Source organism: Sinomicrobium soli, from assembly GCF_003285545.1.
Lineage (GTDB): Bacteria > Bacteroidota > Bacteroidia > Flavobacteriales > Flavobacteriaceae > Sinomicrobium.
In genome coordinates this window covers 78,735-99,279 of the sequence record NZ_QLNV01000002.1, presented here as the reverse complement: position 1 = coordinate 99,279, position 20,545 = coordinate 78,735, and the positions used below count along the sequence as shown (strand labels likewise).

Here is a 20,545-nt window from a genome sequence, read left to right as displayed (position 1 = left end):
TAACCTTAATTTTTTAAAACGTATTTATTATGTCATTTAAAGCAACTTTGGAAGTGGGCGGGAAGAAAGTGAATATTCTCTCTGCCAATTACGATATGGCCCAGGAAGTGGATGCTACCGGGCGCCCTTCTTCCGTCACGAGAGGGGGAAGGATATACCTGACCGTCGAATCTACCGGAGACTCGTTTTTCTTTGAGTGGATGACCAATAATTTCGAGCGCAAGAACGGGGTAATAACCTATATCAAGCGCGATACCGATGCCAAACTCAGGGAGGTTCATTTTACGGAAGGGTATATGGTGAAGTACAAGGAAATTTTTGATGCCTCGGGAAGGAACCCGTTGACCGAAACATTTACCATTTCATGCCGTGCAATTTCCAGCGGCGGCGGCGAGCACCTTAATGAATGGGTATAGTATAGCTGATTATTGATCTTTCAGATCAGGTCAAATGTTGTATAAGGAGACTGCCTGCGAAGGGCGGTCTCTTTTTTGTTTGTACGGATACCCCTGTTTTTTCGGGGCCCTGTTACGACAGGAATACGGAGCACGCTATGGCTGTGGCTATGGCCGTACCGAAACTGAGCAGGGTACCTATAAGGATATATTCGGTAAGCTTGCGGTCTTTGGAGCGGGTAAGGTCGCTGAACCGGAAGATCGATTTGGCAGCGATGAGAAAACCGACGCCTTCCCAGTGGTCACTGATGATAAACACAAATACCAGCAACCTTTCGAGTATGCCGATATATTTGCCGGCATTCTGCAGGGAGGCGTCCTGTGCCATTCCGGTTTCGGGAGTGTATATCGATATGGTGACCCTGATGAGGATGGAGGTGGGGAAGGTGAGGAATAATGCTCCGGTAAGAAGGAGCCACTGGTTTTGGGAGAGTGAGAAGGCAGGGGGAGTATTCGTGGCAAGGCCCCATATTACGGCGATGGCCAGCAGGTGTAATACCTGGTCGGCATAAAAAAGGAGGCGTTTGTTTTCCGGGCGCTGTAACAGCAGTTTTCCGGCGTCTATAAACAGGTGTGTGACCCCTATGGCGACCGGGAGGTACCACATCCCGGTGTTCCAGGTAAGGACCAGGACGAGCAGGGCGTGTATCAGGGCGTGCAGGTATAGTTTTGCAGAGGCCAGTTTCTTTGCTTCCTTTTCACTGACCCAGCTGTCCGGTTGTACTATAAAATCGCCGATAAGGTGTGCGAACAGTAATTTTAAAAAGAGTTCCATAAGAGTAGGCTTTGCTGTTGGTCACTGTTTTTACCCGGAGGCATTGTGATGATATCTCAGGTAATCTGTTTTTTGCCGGTACATGGTATCGAGGGCCATGATCTCGTCGATATAGGCGCGCTTCTGCCGTTCGCTCACCGTATTTTGTTTGATCCCTGCCATTGCCCCGATCTCCTTTTGTGATAACCCGGGATGTTCTATGGTGAGTTTTACGATCTCTGCCGAATTTTGGGTCCAGTTGTCCATGGCGATGAGACCGAGACGGAAATAGAGGTTGAGCTCTTCATCCGTTTGATGAATTCCCGTTTTAATGGCCAGGTTCGTCTTCTCCTTTTTTAACCGTTCAAAGAGTTCTCCGGAAAAGATAAAGGCCTTCCCGTTGGATTCTGATACGGAGGCCCCTTCGTGGGTCTTGTCACCTATCCCTATGGCCATGCGTACATCGAGTTCCCTGAGGGTTTTTATACAGGCCTTGATGTATACCGCCGCCCGGAAGGCATTGTAATAATCCTGTATTTCTACCTGGAAACTGTCGCCCCGGAAAACTTCCCAGTACTTTTCGGATACGGCTAATTCAGACAGGGCCTTTTTGAGGGGAATAAGCCATAGCCCGGGAGAACCTGATGTTCTGGAATTGATAATATCTCCTGTAATCACACTGGTCATAACACAAATATCGGTTAATTATACGATAATTCAAAATATCGTCTTAAAAGGCGATATTTTGAATTATCGTTTTTATAGACGATATAATAAAATATCGTGTGCTGGGCTGATCATACCGGCTTACTGCATATCGAGTTTTACCTTATAATTTCTATAGAGGTCTTCGGTATCTGTTTTAAAACGTACGGCAAAGGCATGGGCATTTCTTTCCTTTTTGTGTTCTATACGCTTAAGGCTCTTGTGGAAACGCTGTAATTCCTTGTCATTCCTGATGATAATCCCCGGGACACTGACATTTTTCCCGGAATCGTCTTTGGCTACCATGGTAAAGTAGGAGGAATTACAGTGTTTTACTTTTCCGGTCTGGATGTTTTCCGCTTCTACCCGTATACCGATGATCATGGAGGAGTTCCCCGCAAAATTGATGGATGCTTTCAGGGTTACCAGTTCTCCGACCTCTATGGGATTCAGGAAATCCACGGTATCTACCGATGCGGTTACACAATAGGCCCCGGAATGTTTGGAGGCACAGGCAAAGGCTATCTGGTCGAGCAGAGACAGGATATAGCCCCCGTGGATCTTTCCGCTGAAATTGGTATGTGAGGGCAGCATGAGTACGGAAATGGTTACGGCCGATTCTTCGACCGTCTTAAAGCTGGTATTCATATTCAGTTTCTTTGGTGGGGGGATTGTTCTTCCACTACATTGGTTACAAAATATTTGGTATTTCCGAGCCAGGGAAACCTGGCCAGCCGTTCAATGTAATCTACCTTGACGTATCTTCCCTGGAATTTTTTAAGGTCTTCAATAACCTTTTTGTCCCTGGGCAATACGGAGAATTTGAAGATCTGTGCTCCCGATATTCCCTGGCTTATCTCGCCTTCCCATGTTTTTACCATAACGCCCCTGTGACTTATCTTGATGAGTTCCCCGGCGCGTACTCCCTGGCTGTAAGGCACAAAATAGACAAAGGCATAGTAGATCAGAAAAAGGGCAGTAACGGATAGCAGAACAATAATGGCGGCTTTTTTCATATGGTAGACAGGTTTGTAGTTAACGTGGTTTTTCTTCGTTTTCTTCAGCTTTTTCCAGCAGGGTCCGGGGGAGGGATTTCTTTGCTTTGGCCCCCATTTTTTTCAGTTTTTCAATCCCGGAAATAATATTTCCCCTTCCTTCGACAAGCTTGTTCATGGCCCCCTTGTATTCCTTTCCCGCTTCTTCCATTTTTTTACCTACCCTGGTGAGATCGGTCACCAGTCCTTCGAACTTGTCATACAGCGCTCCTGCCTGCCGGGCTATTTCAACGGCATTGCGCTGTTGTTTCTCGTTGCTCCACATGGTATCTATGGTGCGCAGGGTGGCGAGGAGCGTGGAAGGGGTGACAATGACTATATTTTTGTCAAAAGCCCTGTTGTATAAGGTATTGTCGTGGTTTACAGCCAGGGCAAAGGCGGGCTCTATGGGGATGAACATCAGGACAAAATCCGGGCTTTCCATGTGGTACAGGTCTTCATACCGTTTTGCAGATAGTTGCTCCACATGTCGTCTGATGGAGGCGATATGCTCCCTGAGACAGGATTCCTGCTGTTCCTCACCGGCATTTACATAGCGTTCGTAAGCCGTGAGGCTTACCTTCGAATCCACGATCATTTTCTTTCCGTCCGGGAGGTATATGATCACATCGGGCAGTACCCTTGAGCCGTCTTCCCTGGTAAAGCCCTGCTGTACCTCATATTCACGCCCTTTTTCCAGGCCGCTTTTTTCCAGTACGCGTTCCAGTACCAGTTCTCCCCAGTTCCCCTGCATCTTACTGTCTCCCTTAAGTGCCCGGGTAAGGTTTTCGGCCTCCTTCGTTATTCTGAGGTTCTGGTGTTGCAGCTGAAGGAGCTGTTCCCGAAGTGCCGAGTGGATGCTGATACTTTCTTTCTGGCTGTCTTCGACCCTCTTTTCAAAGTGCTGTATCTTTTCGTGAAGCGGGGTGAGGATGTTTTTGATGTTTTCCCTGTTCTGTTGTGTAAACCGGGTGCTCTTTTCTTCCAGTATCCTGTTGGCCAGGTTTTCGAATTCCCGGGTAAATTTTTCCCTGAGTTCCCGGGTTTCTTCTTTTTGTTCGATATGTTTTTTCTGCAGGTTTTCCAGTTCGGCTTCCCGGCGGACAAGCCGGAATCCCGTGTTTTCCTTTTCCTGTTGTAATGCTGTTCTTTCGGCCCTGAGGTCATTGATTTCCCGTTGAAGCCTGTCGTTGTCCTGCCTGAGGGCCCTTTCCCGTTCTTCCCCCGCAGCCAGGTGCCGCCCCTGCCTTAAGCGATGGAGGAACACCCCGGTCAGTATACCGGCTATCAGGGCTGTTGCAGCGATGATGAGTAAAAGGAGACTGTTGTCCATCAATGTGTTTTAACACTTCAAAGATAGAATTTTTTGAGATACGACCGGGTTGTTACGGATGGCTGGTGCTGATTTTATTCCCTGATGCGGAATGATGTGGTTTCGGGGTCGAAAGTGATCAGGTCTTCGGGAAAGAGCCGGTTAAAGGTACCGTTCCGTACCAGTGATTGCGGGGTGCCGAAATCGGCTCCGCCGCGGTGTAGCACAAGTATCTTGTCGCATAGCTGTATGGAGTGCTCTATCTCGTGTGAAGAAAAGATAATGCTTTTTCCGGTCTTGTGGGCCAGCGTCCGCAGCAGTTTGAGGATATGGGTCTTGTGGTAGACATCGAGGTGGGTGGTAGGTTCGTCGAGAATAATGACCGAGGTGTCCTGTGCTATGACCCGTGCGATCATTACTTTTTGCAGTTGTCCGTCGCTCAGGGTATAACATTTTTCGGTCCCCAGTGGCTCGATACCGAGCAGTTTTTTTGCTTCATCGACCTTGGCCCGGTCTTCTGCGCCGGGGGTCCCCATCCAGTTGGTATACGGATGTCTCCCCAATGCGATGATCTCGTTTACGGTAAGGTTGCCTGACGGGTGATGACCGGTTAGGACCAGGCCGATCTCCCGTGCCAGTCCGGAGGCACTGAATTTTCCGAGCGGTTTCCGGTGCAGGGTGATATTTCCGGAGATCGCAGGGAGTATCCGGGCCAGGGTCCGGAGCAGGGTAGTCTTTCCCATTCCGTTGGCACCGATAATGGCCGTAAGTTCTCCTTTCAGGGCAGCAAAGGAGATGCCGGAAGCAATAATATCGGTTTTCCTGCGGCTTTTATAACCGATACGGAGCTGTTCTGCTCTCAGGACCTCTTCTTTTTCCACAGGTGTTTTACCGGACATGAGCAATGTGTTTTTACGGGGTTAAAAGATCATTCTTCGTTTTCTGACCAGTAGCCATACCACTACGGGGGCTCCTACCAGGGAAGTTATGGCGTTGATGGGCAAGGTATCGTCGCTTGCAGGCCACTGCGCAATGGTATCGCAGACCAGCATCAGGATGGCGCCGTAAAGGATTACCGCGGGGAGCAGTATCCTGTGGTTGGTGGTGTTGAAGACCTGCCTGGTGAGATGGGGCACGGCCAGGCCGATAAAACTCACGGGGCCTGCAAAAGCCGTTATTCCCCCTGCCAGTATACTGGTGGCCAGGATCAGTACGATCCTGTTCCGCCGTATGTTCATCCCCAGGCTCGAAGCATATGTTTCTCCCAGTAACAGGGCGTTCAGGTTCTTGATGCAAAAGATGCTCATCAGGATACCGGTGAGCAAAAGGACAGACAGTATGATCAGTTCGTCCCATCCCAGGTTCCCGAGGCTACCGAAAGACCAGAAAATATACTGCTGTAATTTTTCCGCACTGCTGAAATACGAGAGGACACTGACCACGGCAGAGGTGATGCTTCCGAACATCAGGCCTATGATGAGTATGGCCATGGTGTCCTTTATCCTGAAAGCGACAGCCATTACCGCAAGCAGCACCAGGAAACTTCCTGCCGTGGCGGCCACGGCCAGTGAGAGGCCGCTTGTAAACAGTGAAATGCCGAGAGATGAGGCTCCCATGATGAGCAGTGCGACCCCGAGGCTTGCCCCCGAGCTGATGCCCAGTACGAACGGTCCGGCGAGCGGATTCCTGAACAGCGTCTGCATCATCAGTCCGCTGACGGCCAGCCCGCACCCTGAAAAAGCGGCGGTAAGTGCTTTCGGAAGGCGGTAATGGAGAATGATATAATCCCATGACGGTCTGCCCGAAGTACCTCCGGACAATACGGCGCATACTTTCCCGAACGGAATGTCTACGGACCCCAGCCCGATATTGACCAGAAAGCAGGTTGCGAGGAGCAGGACAAAGATCGAGAAGCGAAGGTAATATGGTCTTTCCGGTTTCAAATGATCTTGTTATTGGTTATTATCCAGTGGTTTGAAGAAAAAAGGTTCGTAGCCCGGAAGTATTTCGGGATGAAAGATACTGATGAGGTCTTTCAGGATGATATCCGGGCGATTGGGACCGAGTTCAAAATACAGCAGCCCATCTCCCGCTCCCCTGGTCCTGGCATAGGTAAAGACGCGATGCCGGCGGAATGCGCTGAACTGCGCATAATGCGGATTGGCTTCTTTAAGCTCTTTATAGCTGGTAAACAGGGAGGGGGCTATCCAGAAGTCGGCATCACCTGCCTTGTCCAGCACGCTTTCCAGGCTGAGAAAGAGGCTTCCGGTATTTTCGGTATCTTTCCAGATATAATCGGCCCCGGCATCCGCTATAAATTGTGCCGCCCAGCTTTTCCCGCCCGGCAGTATCCAGGAATCCTGGTATATGCTACCGCTTAATACGGTAGGTTTTTCACCCGCATTTTCGGCCAGTTTCCGTGCCTTGAGGTATTCTGACTCAATATGTTCGAATATGCTTTCGGCCTCGGCTTCCTTACCGAAAAAGGGAGCGAAGAACTTTATCCATTCCGCCTTTCCCAATGGAGTTTCTTCCATCCAGTCGCCGTTAAAGACCACGGGGATCCCCGATTGCTGTATGATATTATATGCCTTGTTACTGCTATTAAGTGCAAAACCTATAACAACATCCGGCTGGAGGTCTATGAGTACTTCGGTATTCAGGTTCTCATTGCTTCCTATCTCCCGGACCTGTCCCTTGTCTACGAGATCACGGGTTTTTTCGGAAGAGATATACCTGGTGTCGGGAAACCCGGTCAGCCGGATTTCCTCTCCAAGAGCCTCCAGGGCAGGGATGTGAGTGGTGGAAGTGACTACCAGGCTGGTTACGGGTACCTGTATATTGGCATCACTGCGAACCCCTTCCGGGATATTTTCTTCCTTTTCATAAAGGATATAGGTGTATCCTTTCCCGGCATCCGGCCAGGGAGAGGTAACGTCTATCTGTGTATAACCGTTGAACTTCGTGATATGAAAACCCCGGGCGTGCACAATATTTACCACTTCTCCCGTATTCGCGGAATGTTCCGCTTTTTTCCTTTTACAGGAAGTAAACAGGAACAGGGTAATGATCGTACATAGAAAAAATCTCATCATAGGTTCAAAAGTAAAATAAATAATCAAGAAGCGGTAATGTTGCAGGGGAGTTGTTGGAGGTTGCAGGGAAATCAATCATTCACAAAGTTAACCCTATGTTAAATCTTTTATGGCCAGTCCGAATGTTTGTGTATTTTAGCACGAATGTTTCTAATTAACTTAAAATAATCACTAAAAGACTAAGACATGAGGAGAAAAATTATGGGGAGTATCCTGGTGGTTATGGCTTTTATGGGCCTGGGTGCGCACGCCCAGGAGACCGATGGCAATAACCAGGATCTGTTTGGAGAGTTTATGGACAGGTCCGGCAATGCGTACCGTTCGGCATCCGGGGTTCCGGGACCGGAATACTGGCAGAACGGGGCCGATTACGTCATTGAAGCGGAACTGGATGATACTTCCGATCAACTCAGGGGAAAAATAACCATAACTTATCATAACAACAGCCCGGAAGCCCTGGACTTTATCTGGTTACAGATGGACCAGAACCGTTTTACGGAAGATTCCAGGGGAACACTGACCACCCCGGTTCAGGGTAACCGCTATTCGGGAGATGTGGACGGGGGATATAAAATTTCTGACGTTGTGGCCAAAACAGGGCGCAGGGGAAAGGCTTCCGGTAAATATATCATTACCGATACCCGTATGCAGGTATTTTTTGACGAAGCTGTTGCTGCCAACGGGGGAACCGCTACGGTATCGATGAATTTCGAATACAAGATCCCCGAAAAGGGAATGGACAGGATGGGACGCCTGGATACGGAGCAGGGAACCATCTATTCCCTGGCGCAATGGTATCCCAGGGTAGCGGTTTTTGACGATGTGGAAGGATGGAATGTAGAACCTTACCTCGGAGCAGGAGAGTTTTATCTCGAATACGGTGATTTTGATTTTAAGGTGACCGTGCCCTACGACCATATTGTAGTAGGGTCGGGAGAGCTGGTTAACCCTAAAGATGTGCTGACCAGAGAGCAGCAGAACCGCGTAGAGAAGGCCATGCAGAGCGATGAGACGGTATACCTTATCAGCCCCGATGAAGTGGGGAATACTGAGGTAACCCGCCCGAAACAGGACGGGAAGCTCACCTGGCATTTCAGGATGAAAAATACAAGGGACGTGGCTTTTGCAACGTCAAAATCATTTATCTGGGATGCCGCGCGGATCAACCTTCCCAGTGGCAAAAAGGCCATGGCCCAGTCGGTATACCCCAAGGAAAGCGACGGGCAGGAGGCATGGACGCGCTCTACGGAATACACCAAGGCTTCCATCGAGTATTACTCGGAGAAATGGCATGAGTATCCCTACCCGGTAGCAGTTAACGTAGCTTCCAATGTAGGAGGGATGGAGTATCCCGGGATCGTATTCTGCAGCTATAAATCGCAGTCCGGTTCGCTGTGGGGCGTCACCGACCACGAGTTCGGACATATCTGGTTCCCCATGATCGTGGGAAGCAACGAAAGACGTTATGCCTGGATGGATGAAGGGTTCAACACCTTTATCAACCACTACAGTACGCTGGCATTTAACAACGGGGAGTATTCTTCCAGGCTGGCAAAGCCCATGGGCATGGTAGGATGGCTTACCAACAGCGGGAGAGAGCCGATATCCACCTATCCCGATATAAGCCAGAGCCATAACCTGGGAATGGTGGCCTATTACAAACCGGCCCTGGGGTTGTTGATGCTTAGAGAATATATCCTCGGGGAGGAACGCTTTGACAATGCCTTTAAGGCTTATATCGAGGCGTGGGCCTATAAGCACCCGCAGCCAAGGGATTTTTTCAATATTGTGGAAAATGTCTCGGGAGAAAATCTCAACTGGTTCTGGAAAGGATGGTTTTACGGTGATGAAAATATAGACCTTTCCATCGATGATGCAAGGCCCTACGGAGAGAATTTCGTGATGAGCTTCAGCAACAGGGGAGGTATTCCCATGCCCGTGGTGTATGAGGTAACTTATGCAGACGGAAGTAAGGAGCGTAAGACCTTACCGGTGGAAATATGGCAGCGGGGCTCGGAGTGGGTGCACCTGCTGAAAACCACCAAGGAAGTAAAAAGCGTGGAAATAGACCCGGATAAAATAATTCCGGACGCGAATACTTCCAATAATGTATGGCCCAGATTCTGACCGGGGCATTCCTGAAAAAAATAATAAAAGAGGCCGCCCTGAATTTTATTCGGGGCGGTTTTTTTTAGTTGTTAGTTCGTAGTTTTTTAGTTTTTAGTGGGCTTTCATTGCGAGCATTCCGGCCTTTATTCAAAAAAACTGAAGATACAATTGCCGTATTTTTTCTCAAAGGCGAAGCGGGGGAGGTGGTCCATACGGGTGTGGCGGGAGTGTTCCACGATAAGAAAACCGTCGTCTTCCAGCAGCCCGTTCTCAAAGACTATCCGGGGTATTCTGGCAAACTCTTCTTCGGGGAGATCATACGGAGGGTCTGCAAAAATGATATCGCTTCCTGATTTCACCTTGTCGAGAAAGCGGAAGACATCGCTTTTTATGGCCCTGATGGGAAAGTTCAGGCTTTCGGCTGTTCTATAAATAAACTGTATGCAGCCCGGATGTGCGTCTACACAGGTAATCCTGGTAGTCCCCCTGCTGGCAAATTCGTAGCTGATATTTCCCGTTCCGGCAAACAGGTCGGTTACTATCAGGTCCTGGAGGTAAAAGTGATTTTCCAGGATATTGAACAATCCTTCCTTTGCAAAATCGGTAGTAGGGCGTACGGGGAGTTTTTTTGGGGCGAGCAATCTCTTTCCCTTGTATTTACCGGAAATAATACGCATGTTAAAAGGAGTTTAGTAAAACAGGTGACTCGTGAGATTTTACGGGGAGTATCCCGTCGTCCAGTTTATACGGACAATGGTGCTGCCCGCATGAAACCTTTCTTACATAAGTGTGAGCCATATTGAAAAACGTGTCTTCCGGGGTGATGTCTCCCAGCAGGTACAACGGGAACGTTTCGGGATCGAGCCCTGATTGTTCTGCCGTAAAAAGGATGTAGTATATAAAATCGATCTCATTGCCGTATTCGAACGAGTTGTACAGGAGGAGCCTGCGATTTTTCAGGATCACTATTTCAAAATGAGTGTCCTGCTTGTGTACATACATGAGCGGTTCCCCGTTTTCCGGACTGTGACGGATCAGGGTTTCTACCAGGATGCTCGAATAATGCCGGTATTCGAATTCGCCGAAACGGTCAAAAATGAAGTTGTTTATATTAACCAGCGGAACATATACATTAATAAGCCCTGAAATATCAGGATCGTCGTAGGTCACAAAATCCGTTTCGAATATCCTGATATTGAATTTCAGGTATTCCGATAATTTTTTTTCATCAAACAGGGGCCGGGGAACCCACGCGGAGAGATTGTTCCGATGGATCACATGCACTTTTTTAAAGGGCTGTTGCAGTATCTCCTTTTCGGTAAAAAGGGCTTCCGTGTTCCTGAGCAGGGCCTTCGGGGTCACTTTTTCCCCGAAAGAATGGTTTTCGTATGCATAAATGGTTTTACTCAATTCATCCAGCACACAAAAAGAAAGTCCACTCAAGCTTACCTGAATGGACAATTCGTTATAATTTGTAGTGTATGTATTAGTTTTTTCGTTTAGAGTCATAGATCATCGGCCAGTTACCTGTCGTTTTTACTTCCTTCATAGACCCGACAATAATCTCGGGGCCATTGACATCATCAACAGATATCACCTGGTTTTCACGCGCCACCAGGTCTTTGGGCTGATCGTGAAGGATAGCCTCCTTAGTTACCTTGGCTTCAAATACAGGCGCCGTAAAACCACTCCTGTTGATGGTCCCTGCCTTCATGCTGAATTCCTCTCCCTCCGTATAAGGAACTTTCATCATGTTTTTATAACTATCCGAATTCTTGAAAAGGGAATCTTTGATAGCTATGAACCCCAGTGTATCGATAATTTTCATTTCCCTGGGCATGTCGATGCGATAGACCGGGTCGTATTCTACCCAACTGGTGTCCCTTTGCTGGGTGATGGCGAATTCCGCAGTGTCTACAAACTTGACCAGGCTGTTAAAGTCTTTTGCAAACCTGCCGGTTACGGTACGGTATGCTTCCTGGGCATCCCTGATGTCTTTCATACGGTCGATTACCTTGGCATAACGCTCCCTTTTTACCTTGTCGAACTGAATGGGGTCATTTACCGACCGGTAAATCTTATAGGCAAAGAAAATACTAAGGAGCCATAAAGCAATCTGTATCGCTGTCTTCATCTTGTTTTTTCGATTTAAAAATTAAAGAGGTTTTACGCAAAACTACAATTTTTTTTTATTCGGAAAAGTTTTTCTTCCTAAAAATGAGAGGTAGCGGGAAGAAACGGGAAGAAAGCAGATAGCAGTAAGTGAATTCCCGGAAGAGCGGGAAAATGGTCAATCCTAAATCTATTTGTACTTTTGGCAAAAGAAGTTTTTTATGGATGTATCTTCCTTTTACAAAGACCTGGTCAGCAAATTTCCGCATACGCCTACCTCAAAACAGGAAGAGGCATTGCAACAGTTGTCCGGGTATGTCTTTTCGACCGGGGAAGACCGGGTTTTTGTGCTGAAGGGGTTTGCCGGAACCGGTAAGACGACTATCATCGGGGCATTGGTGGGACAGATGAAGGGGAGCTATAAAAAGACGGTATTGCTGGCCCCCACCGGCCGGGCGGCCAAAGTGATCACTTCGTATGCAGGTACCAGGGCCTTTACGATCCACAAGAAGATCTATTTCCCCAAAAAGGGGAAGGGAGGAGCCATGAAATTCGTATTGCAGCCCAACAAGCACCGCGATACGCTTTTTATCGTAGACGAGGCTTCCATGATCCCCGACCTGCCGGGAGATTCCAGGCTGTTTGAAAACGGTTCTTTGCTCGACGACCTGATGTATTACGTATATTCAGGGCATAATTGCAAACTCATGCTTATCGGGGATACTGCCCAGTTGCCCCCGGTGAACCTGGATATAAGCCCGGCCCTGGACGAAAATACGCTCGGACTTCATTACAACAAGGAAGTGGGGATGATAGAACTGGACGAGGTAGTGCGGCAGCAGCTGCATTCGGGGATTCTCTACAATGCTACCGGTATCAGGGAATGCCTGGGCGATGACGGGATCTTTGATTTCAAATTCGAACTGGGGGGTTTTGACGATATTGTCCGGCTTACCGACGGATACGATATCCAGAGTGCGATTGATGAGGCATATGGCAACAGGGGGCAGGAAGAGACGGTTATTATCGTACGCTCGAACAAACGTGCCAACCTGTATAACCAGCAGATACGGAGCAGGATACTGTTTCACGACAACGAACTTACCGCCGGTGACCTGCTGATGGTGGTAAAAAACAATTATTTCTGGGTAAAGACCAGCAGTGAGGCGGGGTTTATTGCGAACGGAGATATTGTCGAAGTGCTCGAGATCTTTGCGATAAAGGAACTTTACGGCTTTAAGTTTGCCGAAGTAAAGGTCCGCATGATCGATTATCCGGATATGTCCCCGCTGGAAACCGTGCTGTTGCTCGACACCATTCATGCCGAGACACCATCGCTGTCGTATGAAGATTCCAACAGGCTGTACCAGGAGGTGATGAAGGATTATGAAGAGGAGAGGTCGGGCTATAAAAAGTTTCTCAAAGTGAAGAACAACAAGTACTTCAATGCCCTGCAGGTTAAATTTTCCTATGCGATAACCTGTCATAAAAGCCAGGGAGGGCAATGGGATACGGTATTCGTCGAGCAGCCGTATCTTCCCGACGGCATTGACAGGGACTACCTGAGGTGGTTGTACACTGCGGTAACCCGGGCCAGGCACAAGCTTTACCTCATCGGTTTTAAGGATGATTTTTTTGTAGGGGAATGATTCCTTAAATTTGGTTCGGTTACAAAAAAAGAGAGGTATGACATCAGAAACCGTTATAAGCATTTTTCTGGGGATCGGGCTTGCAGCAAGTACGGGGTTCCGCGTTTTTGTTCCGCTGCTGGTGCTGAGCCTGGCAGCACATTTCGGTGTGTGGGACCTCAATGAAAACTGGCAATGGCTCGGGGGATGGCCTGCACTGATCATTCTCGTAGTGGCCGTAGTGGCAGAAGTATTCGCCTATTTTATTCCGTGGGTAGATAACCTGCTCGACAGCATAGCGCTTCCCCTGGCCGGAGTTGCGGGGACACTGGTAGTGGTCTCTACCCTGGCCGGCCTGGACCCCGCGATGACCTGGACGATCGGGCTGATCGCCGGCGGAGGTACGGCAGCGGCGATAAAAGGCGCGTCGGTAACTACCAGGGCAACTTCTTCCGTAACAACGGCAGGCTTCGGAAACCCCCTGATCACGGTAATAGAGACACTGGTATCGGGAGTACTCTCGGTATTGTCCGTAATAGTGCCTGTGATAGCTGTTGTGTTTGTCATTCTTATTCTTGTGGTGGTGTATCGCTTCTATCACCGCATCAGGCCGCGAAAATCCCGCTGATATTTTTACCCGGGATGCTTCCCGCAGCTGTAAAACAGCAAAAGCCGGAGCAATAATTTTTAAGGATGAGGAGAAATAGCTTAATTTTGGCCTTCCGTAAAAATCATCCGTATACAGGAGAAAGGGTAAAATAGTCGGGAGTTGTCATCCGGACCGGAGGGAAGCCCAATGCCCAAACCATAAACTAACAACTAAGAACTACAAACTAAAAAACTAAAAATGAAAATAATAGCCATGATACCCGCCCGGTATGCCGCTACCCGTCTTCCGGGAAAGCTGATGAAGGACCTCAACGGAAAGCCTGTTATTGTCCGGACCTATGAGGCGGCTTTACGGACCGGACTCTTTAGTGATGTATATGTGGTGACGGATAGTGAGGTTATTTTCAGGGAAATTGTAGCTAACGGCGGAAAGGCCATAATGAGCATAAGGGAGCACGAATGCGGAAGTGACCGGATAGCCGAAGCGGTGGAGAAGATGGATGTGGATATTGTGGTGAACGTACAGGGAGACGAGCCTTTTACGGAAAAGGAAAGCCTGAAGAAGGTGGTAGAGGTCTTCGGGGAAGATGTAAAAAGGGAAATTGACCTGGCCTCACTGATGACCGAGATTACAGACTGGGAAGAGATCAGCAATCCCAATATCGTGAAAGTGATCACGGACCACCAGGGGTTCGCACTCTATTTTTCCCGTTCGCCCATCCCTTATCCCAGGGCGAGGGATGTAGGAGCGCGGTATTTTAAACACAAGGGAATATATGCTTTCAGGAAAAGTGCGATTATGGATTTTTACCACCTGCCCATGTTGCCCCTGGAGGCCTCGGAAAAAATCGAGGCCATCAGGTACCTGGAATACGGCAAGAAAATAAAGATGGTGGAAACGGATGTGGAAGGGGTGGAGATCGATACTCCCGATGACCTGGAACGAGCAAGGAAGTTATGGAAATAAAATATAAAGGCGTAAAGGTTATCGGTTTTGATGCCGATGACACACTGTGGGTAAATGAAACATACTTCAGGGAAACCGAACAGAAATTTGCCCGCCTGTTGTCCCGGTATGAAACCGAGAACAAGATAGATCAGGAACTGTTCAGGATGGAAATGCAGAATCTCGGGCTCTACGGATACGGGATCAAGGGGTTTGTCCTGTCTATGATAGAAAGTGCCCTGGATTTGTCAAATGGAAAGATTACTACCGCAACCATATCGGAAATCCTGCATCTTGGAAAAGAGATGATCACCAAACCGGTGGAACTGCTCGACGGGGTAAAAGAGGTTCTTGAACAGTTGAGCGGCCGGTACCGGCTTATATTGCTCACCAAGGGAGATCTTCTCGACCAGGAGAGAAAGATGGAACGTTCCGGACTGTCGGAGTATTTTCATCATATAGAAGTATTGAGTGATAAGAAGGAAGAGAATTACAGCAATTTGCTGGATCACCTGGAAATTCCCGTAACTGAATTTCTCATGGTAGGAAATTCCCTTAAATCGGATATCCTGCCCGTGATCGGCCTGGGAGGGCATGCCATACATGTGCCTTTCCATACTACATGGCTGCATGAAACGATAGATGAGAAAGATGATAACGGGGGGTATGATACGGTAAGTAATATTAAGGAAATACTGCGTTTTCTGCAGTAACCACGGGGAGTACGCCCTGAAATGCATAGGTTGATGTGGTTGAAAGAACTTATGTGTTTCGAAGTTTTGGAATAAAAAACGCAAAAAGCAAGCAATGTTATGAAGTTTAAAAATTTCCCGATGGTACCCCGGGTGATCTTCGGGCGTGGTAGTTTTGACCAGCTGGAAGAGATCCTGGCTCCGAAGAGAGATAGTGAAAAAGCCCCGTTTATTTTTCTGCTGGACGATGTTTTTAAAGGGAGTCCCCTGGAACAGCGAATCCCGCTTTACGGGAAAGACAGTATACTATATATAAACTCCCTGGCAGAACCTAAAACCTCACAGGTAGACGCCATCAGGGACCGGATAAGACATGATTTCGAAACATTGCCCTCCGGGATTATAGGGATCGGCGGAGGTACGGTGATGGACCTGGCCAAGGCAGTGGCTTTGATGCTGACCAATGAAGGGTCTTCTGCAGATTACCAGGGATGGGACCTGGTGAAGCACCGGGCTGTATTTCATGTAGGTATCCCGACCATAAGCGGTACCGGGGCAGAAGTTTCCAGGACCACCGTACTTACGGGACCGGAAAAGAAACTCGGAATAAATTCGGATTTTACCACCTTTGACCAGGTGGTGCTGGATCCCGACCTCACTGCGGGGGTTCCTCTCGACCAATGGTTTTACACGGGGATGGACTGCTATATCCACTGTGTGGAATCCCTTACCGGGACCTATCTCAATGCCTTTAGTCAAAGTTATGGTGAGAAAGCCCAGGAGCTGTGTAATGAAGTATTCCTGGGGAATTCACTTCCGGATGAAGACCTGAGAGGCAAACTGATGATGGCTTCCTGGCACGGGGGAATGAGTATTGCGTATTCACAGGTGGGAGTGGCACATGCCATGAGTTACGGACTTTCCTATCTTCTCGGCACACGTCACGGTATAGGAAACTGTATCGTGTTTAACCAGCTTGAAGAATTCTATCCCGAGGGCGTTAAACACTTCAGGAAAATGGTGGATAAACACGGCGTGGAGATCCCCCGCGGTATTTGTGAGGGGCTCGGCGATGACGACCTTGATACCATCATAAACGTATCCCTGGGAATGGTCCCCTTATGGGAAAATGCCCTGGGAAAAGACTGGCAGCATGTGATCACTCCTCAAAAATTAAGGGGGATGTATGAGAAGATGTAACTACCTGTATTTGAGTGAAAAATATATTTTTAGTCATGTATAACCGTTTACAAGCGAAAGTAAATAATTAACTACCGAATAAAAGGGAAAAAGGCATTTATGTTTGTATTGCCAAAAGGGACAAACCGGACGGCAGCATTGAAGTCTAACTTTTAAATACAATATCATGAATGCAATCAGAAACAAGGTTCAGTTGATCGGGAGACTGGGGCAGGACCCCGAGTATGTGAGTTTTAAGGACGGGAATCGCATAGCCCGTTTTCCGCTGGCCACCGACGACAGTTACAAAGACAGGGACGGCCAGAAGGTAGACCGCACGCACTGGCACAATATCGTGGTGCGGGGCGGGCTGGTGAATGTCGTGGAGAGTTATGTGAACAAGGGAAAGGAAATTGCTGTAGAGGGCAAACTGACCACCCGCTCCTGGGAAGACAGCAACGGGCAGCGTCATTACATTACCGAAATACAGTGTAATGAATTGCTTTTACTGGGGAAATAGGGATTCTCCTCCGGGGAAGGCCCGAAATGTGGCGGGCCGTTTTTTCGGGCCCTGATCCTGATCAACGGCTTCTGCCATGTTTTTAGCTCCGGCTCTGCGTTCCTTTGTGTGACAACCTGCAAGCAGCACCCTTTAACCCTCTGGTTTCGGACTTCAGGCTCCGGATTCCGTACAAAAATTCAGCATATCAATAATCCGGGAAAATGTTTATAATTTTGTGCCATGGCCATTACTCATGATCTTAAGACATATCTCAAGAAATATTTTGGTTATGACGATTTTCGTCCGGGACAGGAGGATATTATAAAGCATATCCTTACAGGTAAGGACGTACTCGCCGTAATGCCTACGGGCGGTGGGAAATCACTGTGCTTTCAATTGCCGGCGCTGGTGTCGGAGGGTACGGCCATAGTGATCTCGCCCCTTATCGCACTGATGAAGGACCAGGTGGATGCACTTTGTGCCAACGGGATCGCAGCGGCCTGCTATAACAGCAACCAGACCCCCGAGTCTCAGTCTGAGCTATGGGCCGGTCTGAGGGCGGGGACCTTAAAGTTGTTGTATATAGCCCCGGAAAGCCTTCAGCACCTGGTACAGGAGTTCGGGCAGCATAAAATAAGTATGATCGCAGTGGATGAAGCGCATTGTATCTCTTCCTGGGGGCATGATTTCCGCCCGGCCTATACCCGGCTTCAGGACCTGAAAGAGAGGTTTCCCGGTGTTCCGGTAGCGGCTTTTACCGCTACTGCCGATGCGGCTACCCGTGAGGATATCCTGTTTCAGCTCAATATCCGGGAAGCTCATACCCATATCGCTTCTTTCGACCGGGAGAACATTTTCCTCGAGGTGAGGCCCGGAACCAGCCGTTTTACGCAGATCATGTCTTTCCTTCATGAGCATCCCGGCGAGAGCGGAATCATATATTGCCTGAGCCGAAGATCGACGGAACAGCTCGCGGCAAAACTGCGGGACCGGGAGGTGGATGCGGCGGCCTATCACGCAGGGATGACGCCGGAAGAGCGGAGCAGGGTACAGGAGGATTTCGTGAATGACAGGATACCCGTTGTCGTGGCTACGATAGCCTTCGGGATGGGAATAGATAAAAGCAATGTGCGCTGGGTGATTCATTACAACATGCCCAGGAACGTGGAAGGTTACTACCAGGAAATAGGCCGGAGCGGGCGCGATGGCTTACCGGCACATGCACTGCTGTTTTACAGTTATGCCGATGTGATACAGCAGCGGAGATTTATAGAAAATACGCCTACGGAGGAGGTGCAGTCGGCCAAGCTGGAACGCATGCAGCAGTTTGCCGAAACCCTCCACTGCCGGCGGATTACCCTGCTCCATTATTTCGGGGAAAAACTGGAGAAAGGCTGCGGGCATTGTGATGTGTGTAAGTCCCCTCCCCGTTATTTCGACGGTACCGTGCTGGCGCAGAAAGTATGCTCTGCAGTGGCCCGGTTAAAGGAGCAGGAAGCCCTGGGAATGGTAACCGATGTCCTCAGGGGAGCACAGAATGCCGCGGTTTTTGACAAGGGCTACCAGCACCTGAAGACCTATGGTGCCGCAAGAGATGTGGCCTGGCGGCAGTTGCAGCAGTATATCATCCAGATGATCAACCAGGGCATACTCGAGGTCCGTTTTCAGGAACACGGCCGATTGTTGCTTACGGATGCGGCCAGGGAGGTTCTTTTTAACGGAAGAACGGTTAAGCTGGCACATACCGAAACGCCTTCCGCAAAGAAAAAGAAAGTGTCGCCGGCAGACCGGACGACGGAAGGTAACGACGGACTTTTTGTACGCCTTAAAAAACTGCGGTCGGAGATCGCTTCAGAAGAAAAGATGCCTGCCTATATCATTTTTAACGATGCTTCCCTGAGGGATATGGAGTCCAAATGCCCTTCGGACCGGGAAGAGTTTGGCCGGATACTGGGCGTAGGACAGGTGAAACTGGAAAAATATGCCGACCGTTTCCTGGAAGTTATCGCCGGGTATAAGGCAGAACAGCAGAAAAAACTGGCTACTGAAGACCAGACTTTTGTACTCTATAAACAGGGGCATGATGTTGGCTATATTGCAGAAAAAAGGATGCTGAAGGAAGAGACCGTCATGGGCCATTTACTGAAAAAGCACCAGCAGGGCGAAGCCATAGACCTGATGGGCTTTATCACGGAAGATGAAGTGAAATTACTGAGAGAGGCCAGGGAAGTACTCGAAGAGAAAGAGGCCCTTAAACCTTATTACGATCACTTTAAGGGAGCGTTGCCGTACTGGAAAATAAAATTCGGATTGTACCTTATCGAACAGACGGTATAGCAGAGGGCACCCCGGAGGAAACCACGTGGAGAGAGACCGGTTTATTTCAAATTAAAGGTTAAAAACGCTGTCTTCGCCGGCAGGCAGGCCTGCAATTCCATTATAGTATTTTAGGTCCTATACATTTTTGTATATCCTTTGGTTACAGGTTCTTGAGTTATTGAGTGTTGACTAAATAATTTAGTAACCCAATAACCTAATAACTGTTTGCCGGTAGGCAAACACCGTCTAACCTCCCTGGTATTCCGAAGGGGCTACTCCCTTATGCCTTTTAAAAATACGGTGGAAATAGGAGAGACTGTTAAACCCGGAGGCATAGCAAACCTCGGAAACAGACCGGGAGGGAATATCTTCCAGCAGTGCCTTACAGGCAAAACTGATACGCAGATCGTTGAGGAAAGTAATAAAGGACTTCCCTGTTTTACCCTTGAAGTACCGGCAGAAAGCCGTTCTGTTCATACCGGAATACGAGGCTACGGCTTCCAGTGAAAGGTCTTCCTGAAAATGGAGCATGATGTATTGCAGTATCCGGTTCAGTTTACGGTCGCGGGAATTGAACTGGTCTATCCAGGCAGGGCTGGCAAGCGTTGTTTTTTCCTGTTGCTCCAATTGGTACAATATTCGCAGGATATCCAGGGTGTTTTCCCTGATGCTGCCGTGGGCGAGTTTTCGGAGTGACCCGGATATACCGGGAGCCGGAGAAGGAAAGGACAGTCCCGCGACTGCTGCTTCAGACAGGGTCGGGATGTATCCGAATTCGAGGGGGAGCCGGAGAAACTCCCTCAAAAACGAATCCCTGAAATGAATTACGTATGACTCCGAAACAATGTCTTCTTCACTTCCCGTAACTGCTGTGGTCTCAAACATATGAGGGAGGTTGGAGCCGATCAGGAAGATGTCTCCCGGGTTATAGGGCCCTATGTGGTCTCCTACATAAATAGTCCCTCTTCCCCTGGAAATGTATACCAGTTCATATTCCGGGTGATAATGCCAGAGCTTGAGAAACTCCGGTTGGTTATGAATGGAAACTTTAAAGTTCGTTTCCAGGTTTTTATGTAAAAAATGTAAATTCACAG

Annotated in this window: 21 protein-coding genes; 9 read left to right on the top strand and 12 right to left on the bottom strand. The window is 48.7% G+C overall.

The annotated features are described in order from the left end of the window. Positions 1 to 29: 29 nt before the first annotated feature. Entirely contained in the window at positions 30 to 416 is a 387-nt protein-coding gene (gene tssD / locus DN748_RS02440; protein ID WP_112370177.1) for a type VI secretion system tube protein TssD, read from the top strand. A gap of 112 nt (positions 417 to 528) precedes the next feature. Here the strand turns inward: tssD and DN748_RS02435 are convergent, their stop codons facing one another. From DN748_RS02435 to DN748_RS02400, 8 genes are all read right to left on the bottom strand, one after another. After that, positions 529 to 1,230 (bottom strand): DUF3307 domain-containing protein, encoded by a 702-nt coding sequence (locus tag DN748_RS02435; protein ID WP_112370176.1) that lies wholly within the window; start codon positions 1,228 to 1,230, stop codon positions 529 to 531. Positions 1,231 to 1,260: 30 nt separating this feature from the next. Beyond that, positions 1,261 to 1,896: an RNA polymerase sigma factor sigma-70 region 4 domain-containing protein gene (locus DN748_RS02430; RefSeq protein ID WP_112370175.1), complete on the bottom strand. Its 636-nt coding sequence runs from the start codon at positions 1,894 to 1,896 to the stop codon at positions 1,261 to 1,263. Positions 1,897 to 2,016: 120 nt separating this feature from the next. Further along, positions 2,017 to 2,562 carry an acyl-CoA thioesterase gene (locus DN748_RS02425; protein ID WP_112370174.1) on the bottom strand — a complete coding sequence of 182 codons (546 nt, stop codon included), beginning with the start codon at positions 2,560 to 2,562 and terminating at the stop codon, positions 2,017 to 2,019. Positions 2,563 to 2,564: 2 nt separating this feature from the next. Then, complete coding sequence (locus tag DN748_RS02420; protein ID WP_112370173.1) at positions 2,565 to 2,930, bottom strand: 6-phosphogluconate dehydrogenase; 366 nt, start codon at positions 2,928 to 2,930, stop codon at positions 2,565 to 2,567. 19 nt (positions 2,931 to 2,949) lie between these two features. Then, on the bottom strand, positions 2,950 to 4,281 hold the full coding sequence (locus tag DN748_RS02415) for a DNA recombination protein RmuC (protein WP_112370172.1): 1,332 nt from the start codon (positions 4,279 to 4,281) through the stop codon (positions 2,950 to 2,952). Between the two features lie 74 nt (positions 4,282 to 4,355). Then, entirely contained in the window at positions 4,356 to 5,159 is an 804-nt protein-coding gene (locus DN748_RS02410; RefSeq protein ID WP_112370171.1) for an ABC transporter ATP-binding protein, read from the bottom strand. 21 nt (positions 5,160 to 5,180) lie between these two features. Further along, the gene (locus DN748_RS02405; protein WP_112370170.1) at positions 5,181 to 6,203 is read right to left on the bottom strand and encodes a FecCD family ABC transporter permease; all 1,023 of its coding nucleotides are present in this window, start codon (positions 6,201 to 6,203) and stop codon (positions 5,181 to 5,183) included. A gap of 9 nt (positions 6,204 to 6,212) precedes the next feature. Then, the gene (locus DN748_RS02400; RefSeq protein ID WP_236636760.1) at positions 6,213 to 7,355 is read right to left on the bottom strand and encodes an ABC transporter substrate-binding protein; all 1,143 of its coding nucleotides are present in this window, start codon (positions 7,353 to 7,355) and stop codon (positions 6,213 to 6,215) included. Positions 7,356 to 7,541: 186 nt separating this feature from the next. Here DN748_RS02400 and DN748_RS02395 point away from each other — a divergent pair, with 186 nt between their 5' ends. Then, positions 7,542 to 9,482, top strand: coding sequence for a M1 family metallopeptidase (locus DN748_RS02395; RefSeq protein ID WP_112370169.1), 1,941 nt, complete (start codon positions 7,542 to 7,544; stop codon positions 9,480 to 9,482). Between the two features lie 125 nt (positions 9,483 to 9,607). On the opposite strand, the gene DN748_RS02390 is transcribed toward DN748_RS02395, so the two are convergent. From DN748_RS02390 to DN748_RS02380, 3 genes are read right to left on the bottom strand one after another with little or no spacing between them, the layout of a single operon-like run. Continuing rightward, a complete protein-coding gene (locus DN748_RS02390) occupies positions 9,608 to 10,141 on the bottom strand; it encodes an RsmD family RNA methyltransferase (protein WP_112370168.1) in 534 nt (177 codons plus the stop codon). Between the two features lies 1 nt (position 10,142). Continuing rightward, complete coding sequence (locus DN748_RS02385; RefSeq protein ID WP_236636759.1) at positions 10,143 to 10,907, bottom strand: DUF3822 family protein; 765 nt, start codon at positions 10,905 to 10,907, stop codon at positions 10,143 to 10,145. Between the two features lie 43 nt (positions 10,908 to 10,950). Beyond that, positions 10,951 to 11,598: a hypothetical protein gene (locus DN748_RS02380; RefSeq protein ID WP_112370166.1), complete on the bottom strand. Its 648-nt coding sequence runs from the start codon at positions 11,596 to 11,598 to the stop codon at positions 10,951 to 10,953. A 199-nt stretch (positions 11,599 to 11,797) separates the two neighbouring features. Between DN748_RS02380 and DN748_RS02375 the strand changes: the two genes are divergently transcribed. From DN748_RS02375 to recQ, 7 genes are all read left to right on the top strand, one after another. Beyond that, positions 11,798 to 13,225 carry an ATP-dependent DNA helicase gene (locus tag DN748_RS02375; RefSeq protein ID WP_112370165.1) on the top strand — a complete coding sequence of 476 codons (1,428 nt, stop codon included), beginning with the start codon at positions 11,798 to 11,800 and terminating at the stop codon, positions 13,223 to 13,225. A 37-nt stretch (positions 13,226 to 13,262) separates the two neighbouring features. Next, the gene (locus DN748_RS02370) at positions 13,263 to 13,832 is read left to right on the top strand and encodes a DUF4126 domain-containing protein (RefSeq protein ID WP_112370164.1); all 570 of its coding nucleotides are present in this window, start codon (positions 13,263 to 13,265) and stop codon (positions 13,830 to 13,832) included. Positions 13,833 to 14,051: 219 nt separating this feature from the next. Next, positions 14,052 to 14,780: a 3-deoxy-manno-octulosonate cytidylyltransferase gene (gene kdsB, locus DN748_RS02365; protein WP_112370163.1), complete on the top strand. Its 729-nt coding sequence runs from the start codon at positions 14,052 to 14,054 to the stop codon at positions 14,778 to 14,780. Beyond that, positions 14,771 to 15,472, top strand: coding sequence for an HAD family hydrolase (locus tag DN748_RS02360; protein ID WP_112370162.1), 702 nt, complete (start codon positions 14,771 to 14,773; stop codon positions 15,470 to 15,472). Before kdsB ends, DN748_RS02360 begins: the two co-directional genes overlap by 10 nt. Positions 15,473 to 15,571: 99 nt before the next feature. Next, positions 15,572 to 16,651 carry an iron-containing alcohol dehydrogenase family protein gene (locus DN748_RS02355; RefSeq protein ID WP_112370161.1) on the top strand — a complete coding sequence of 360 codons (1,080 nt, stop codon included), beginning with the start codon at positions 15,572 to 15,574 and terminating at the stop codon, positions 16,649 to 16,651. Between the two features lie 166 nt (positions 16,652 to 16,817). Then, the gene (locus DN748_RS02350; protein WP_112370160.1) at positions 16,818 to 17,150 is read left to right on the top strand and encodes a single-stranded DNA-binding protein; all 333 of its coding nucleotides are present in this window, start codon (positions 16,818 to 16,820) and stop codon (positions 17,148 to 17,150) included. A 222-nt stretch (positions 17,151 to 17,372) separates the two neighbouring features. Continuing rightward, on the top strand, positions 17,373 to 19,469 hold the full coding sequence (recQ, locus tag DN748_RS02345) for a DNA helicase RecQ (protein ID WP_112370159.1): 2,097 nt from the start codon (positions 17,373 to 17,375) through the stop codon (positions 19,467 to 19,469). A gap of 228 nt (positions 19,470 to 19,697) precedes the next feature. Here the strand turns inward: recQ and DN748_RS02340 are convergent, their stop codons facing one another. Then, positions 19,698 to 20,543 carry an AraC family transcriptional regulator gene (locus DN748_RS02340; RefSeq protein ID WP_146746548.1) on the bottom strand — a complete coding sequence of 282 codons (846 nt, stop codon included), beginning with the start codon at positions 20,541 to 20,543 and terminating at the stop codon, positions 19,698 to 19,700. Between the last annotated feature and the right edge of the window lie 2 nt (positions 20,544 to 20,545).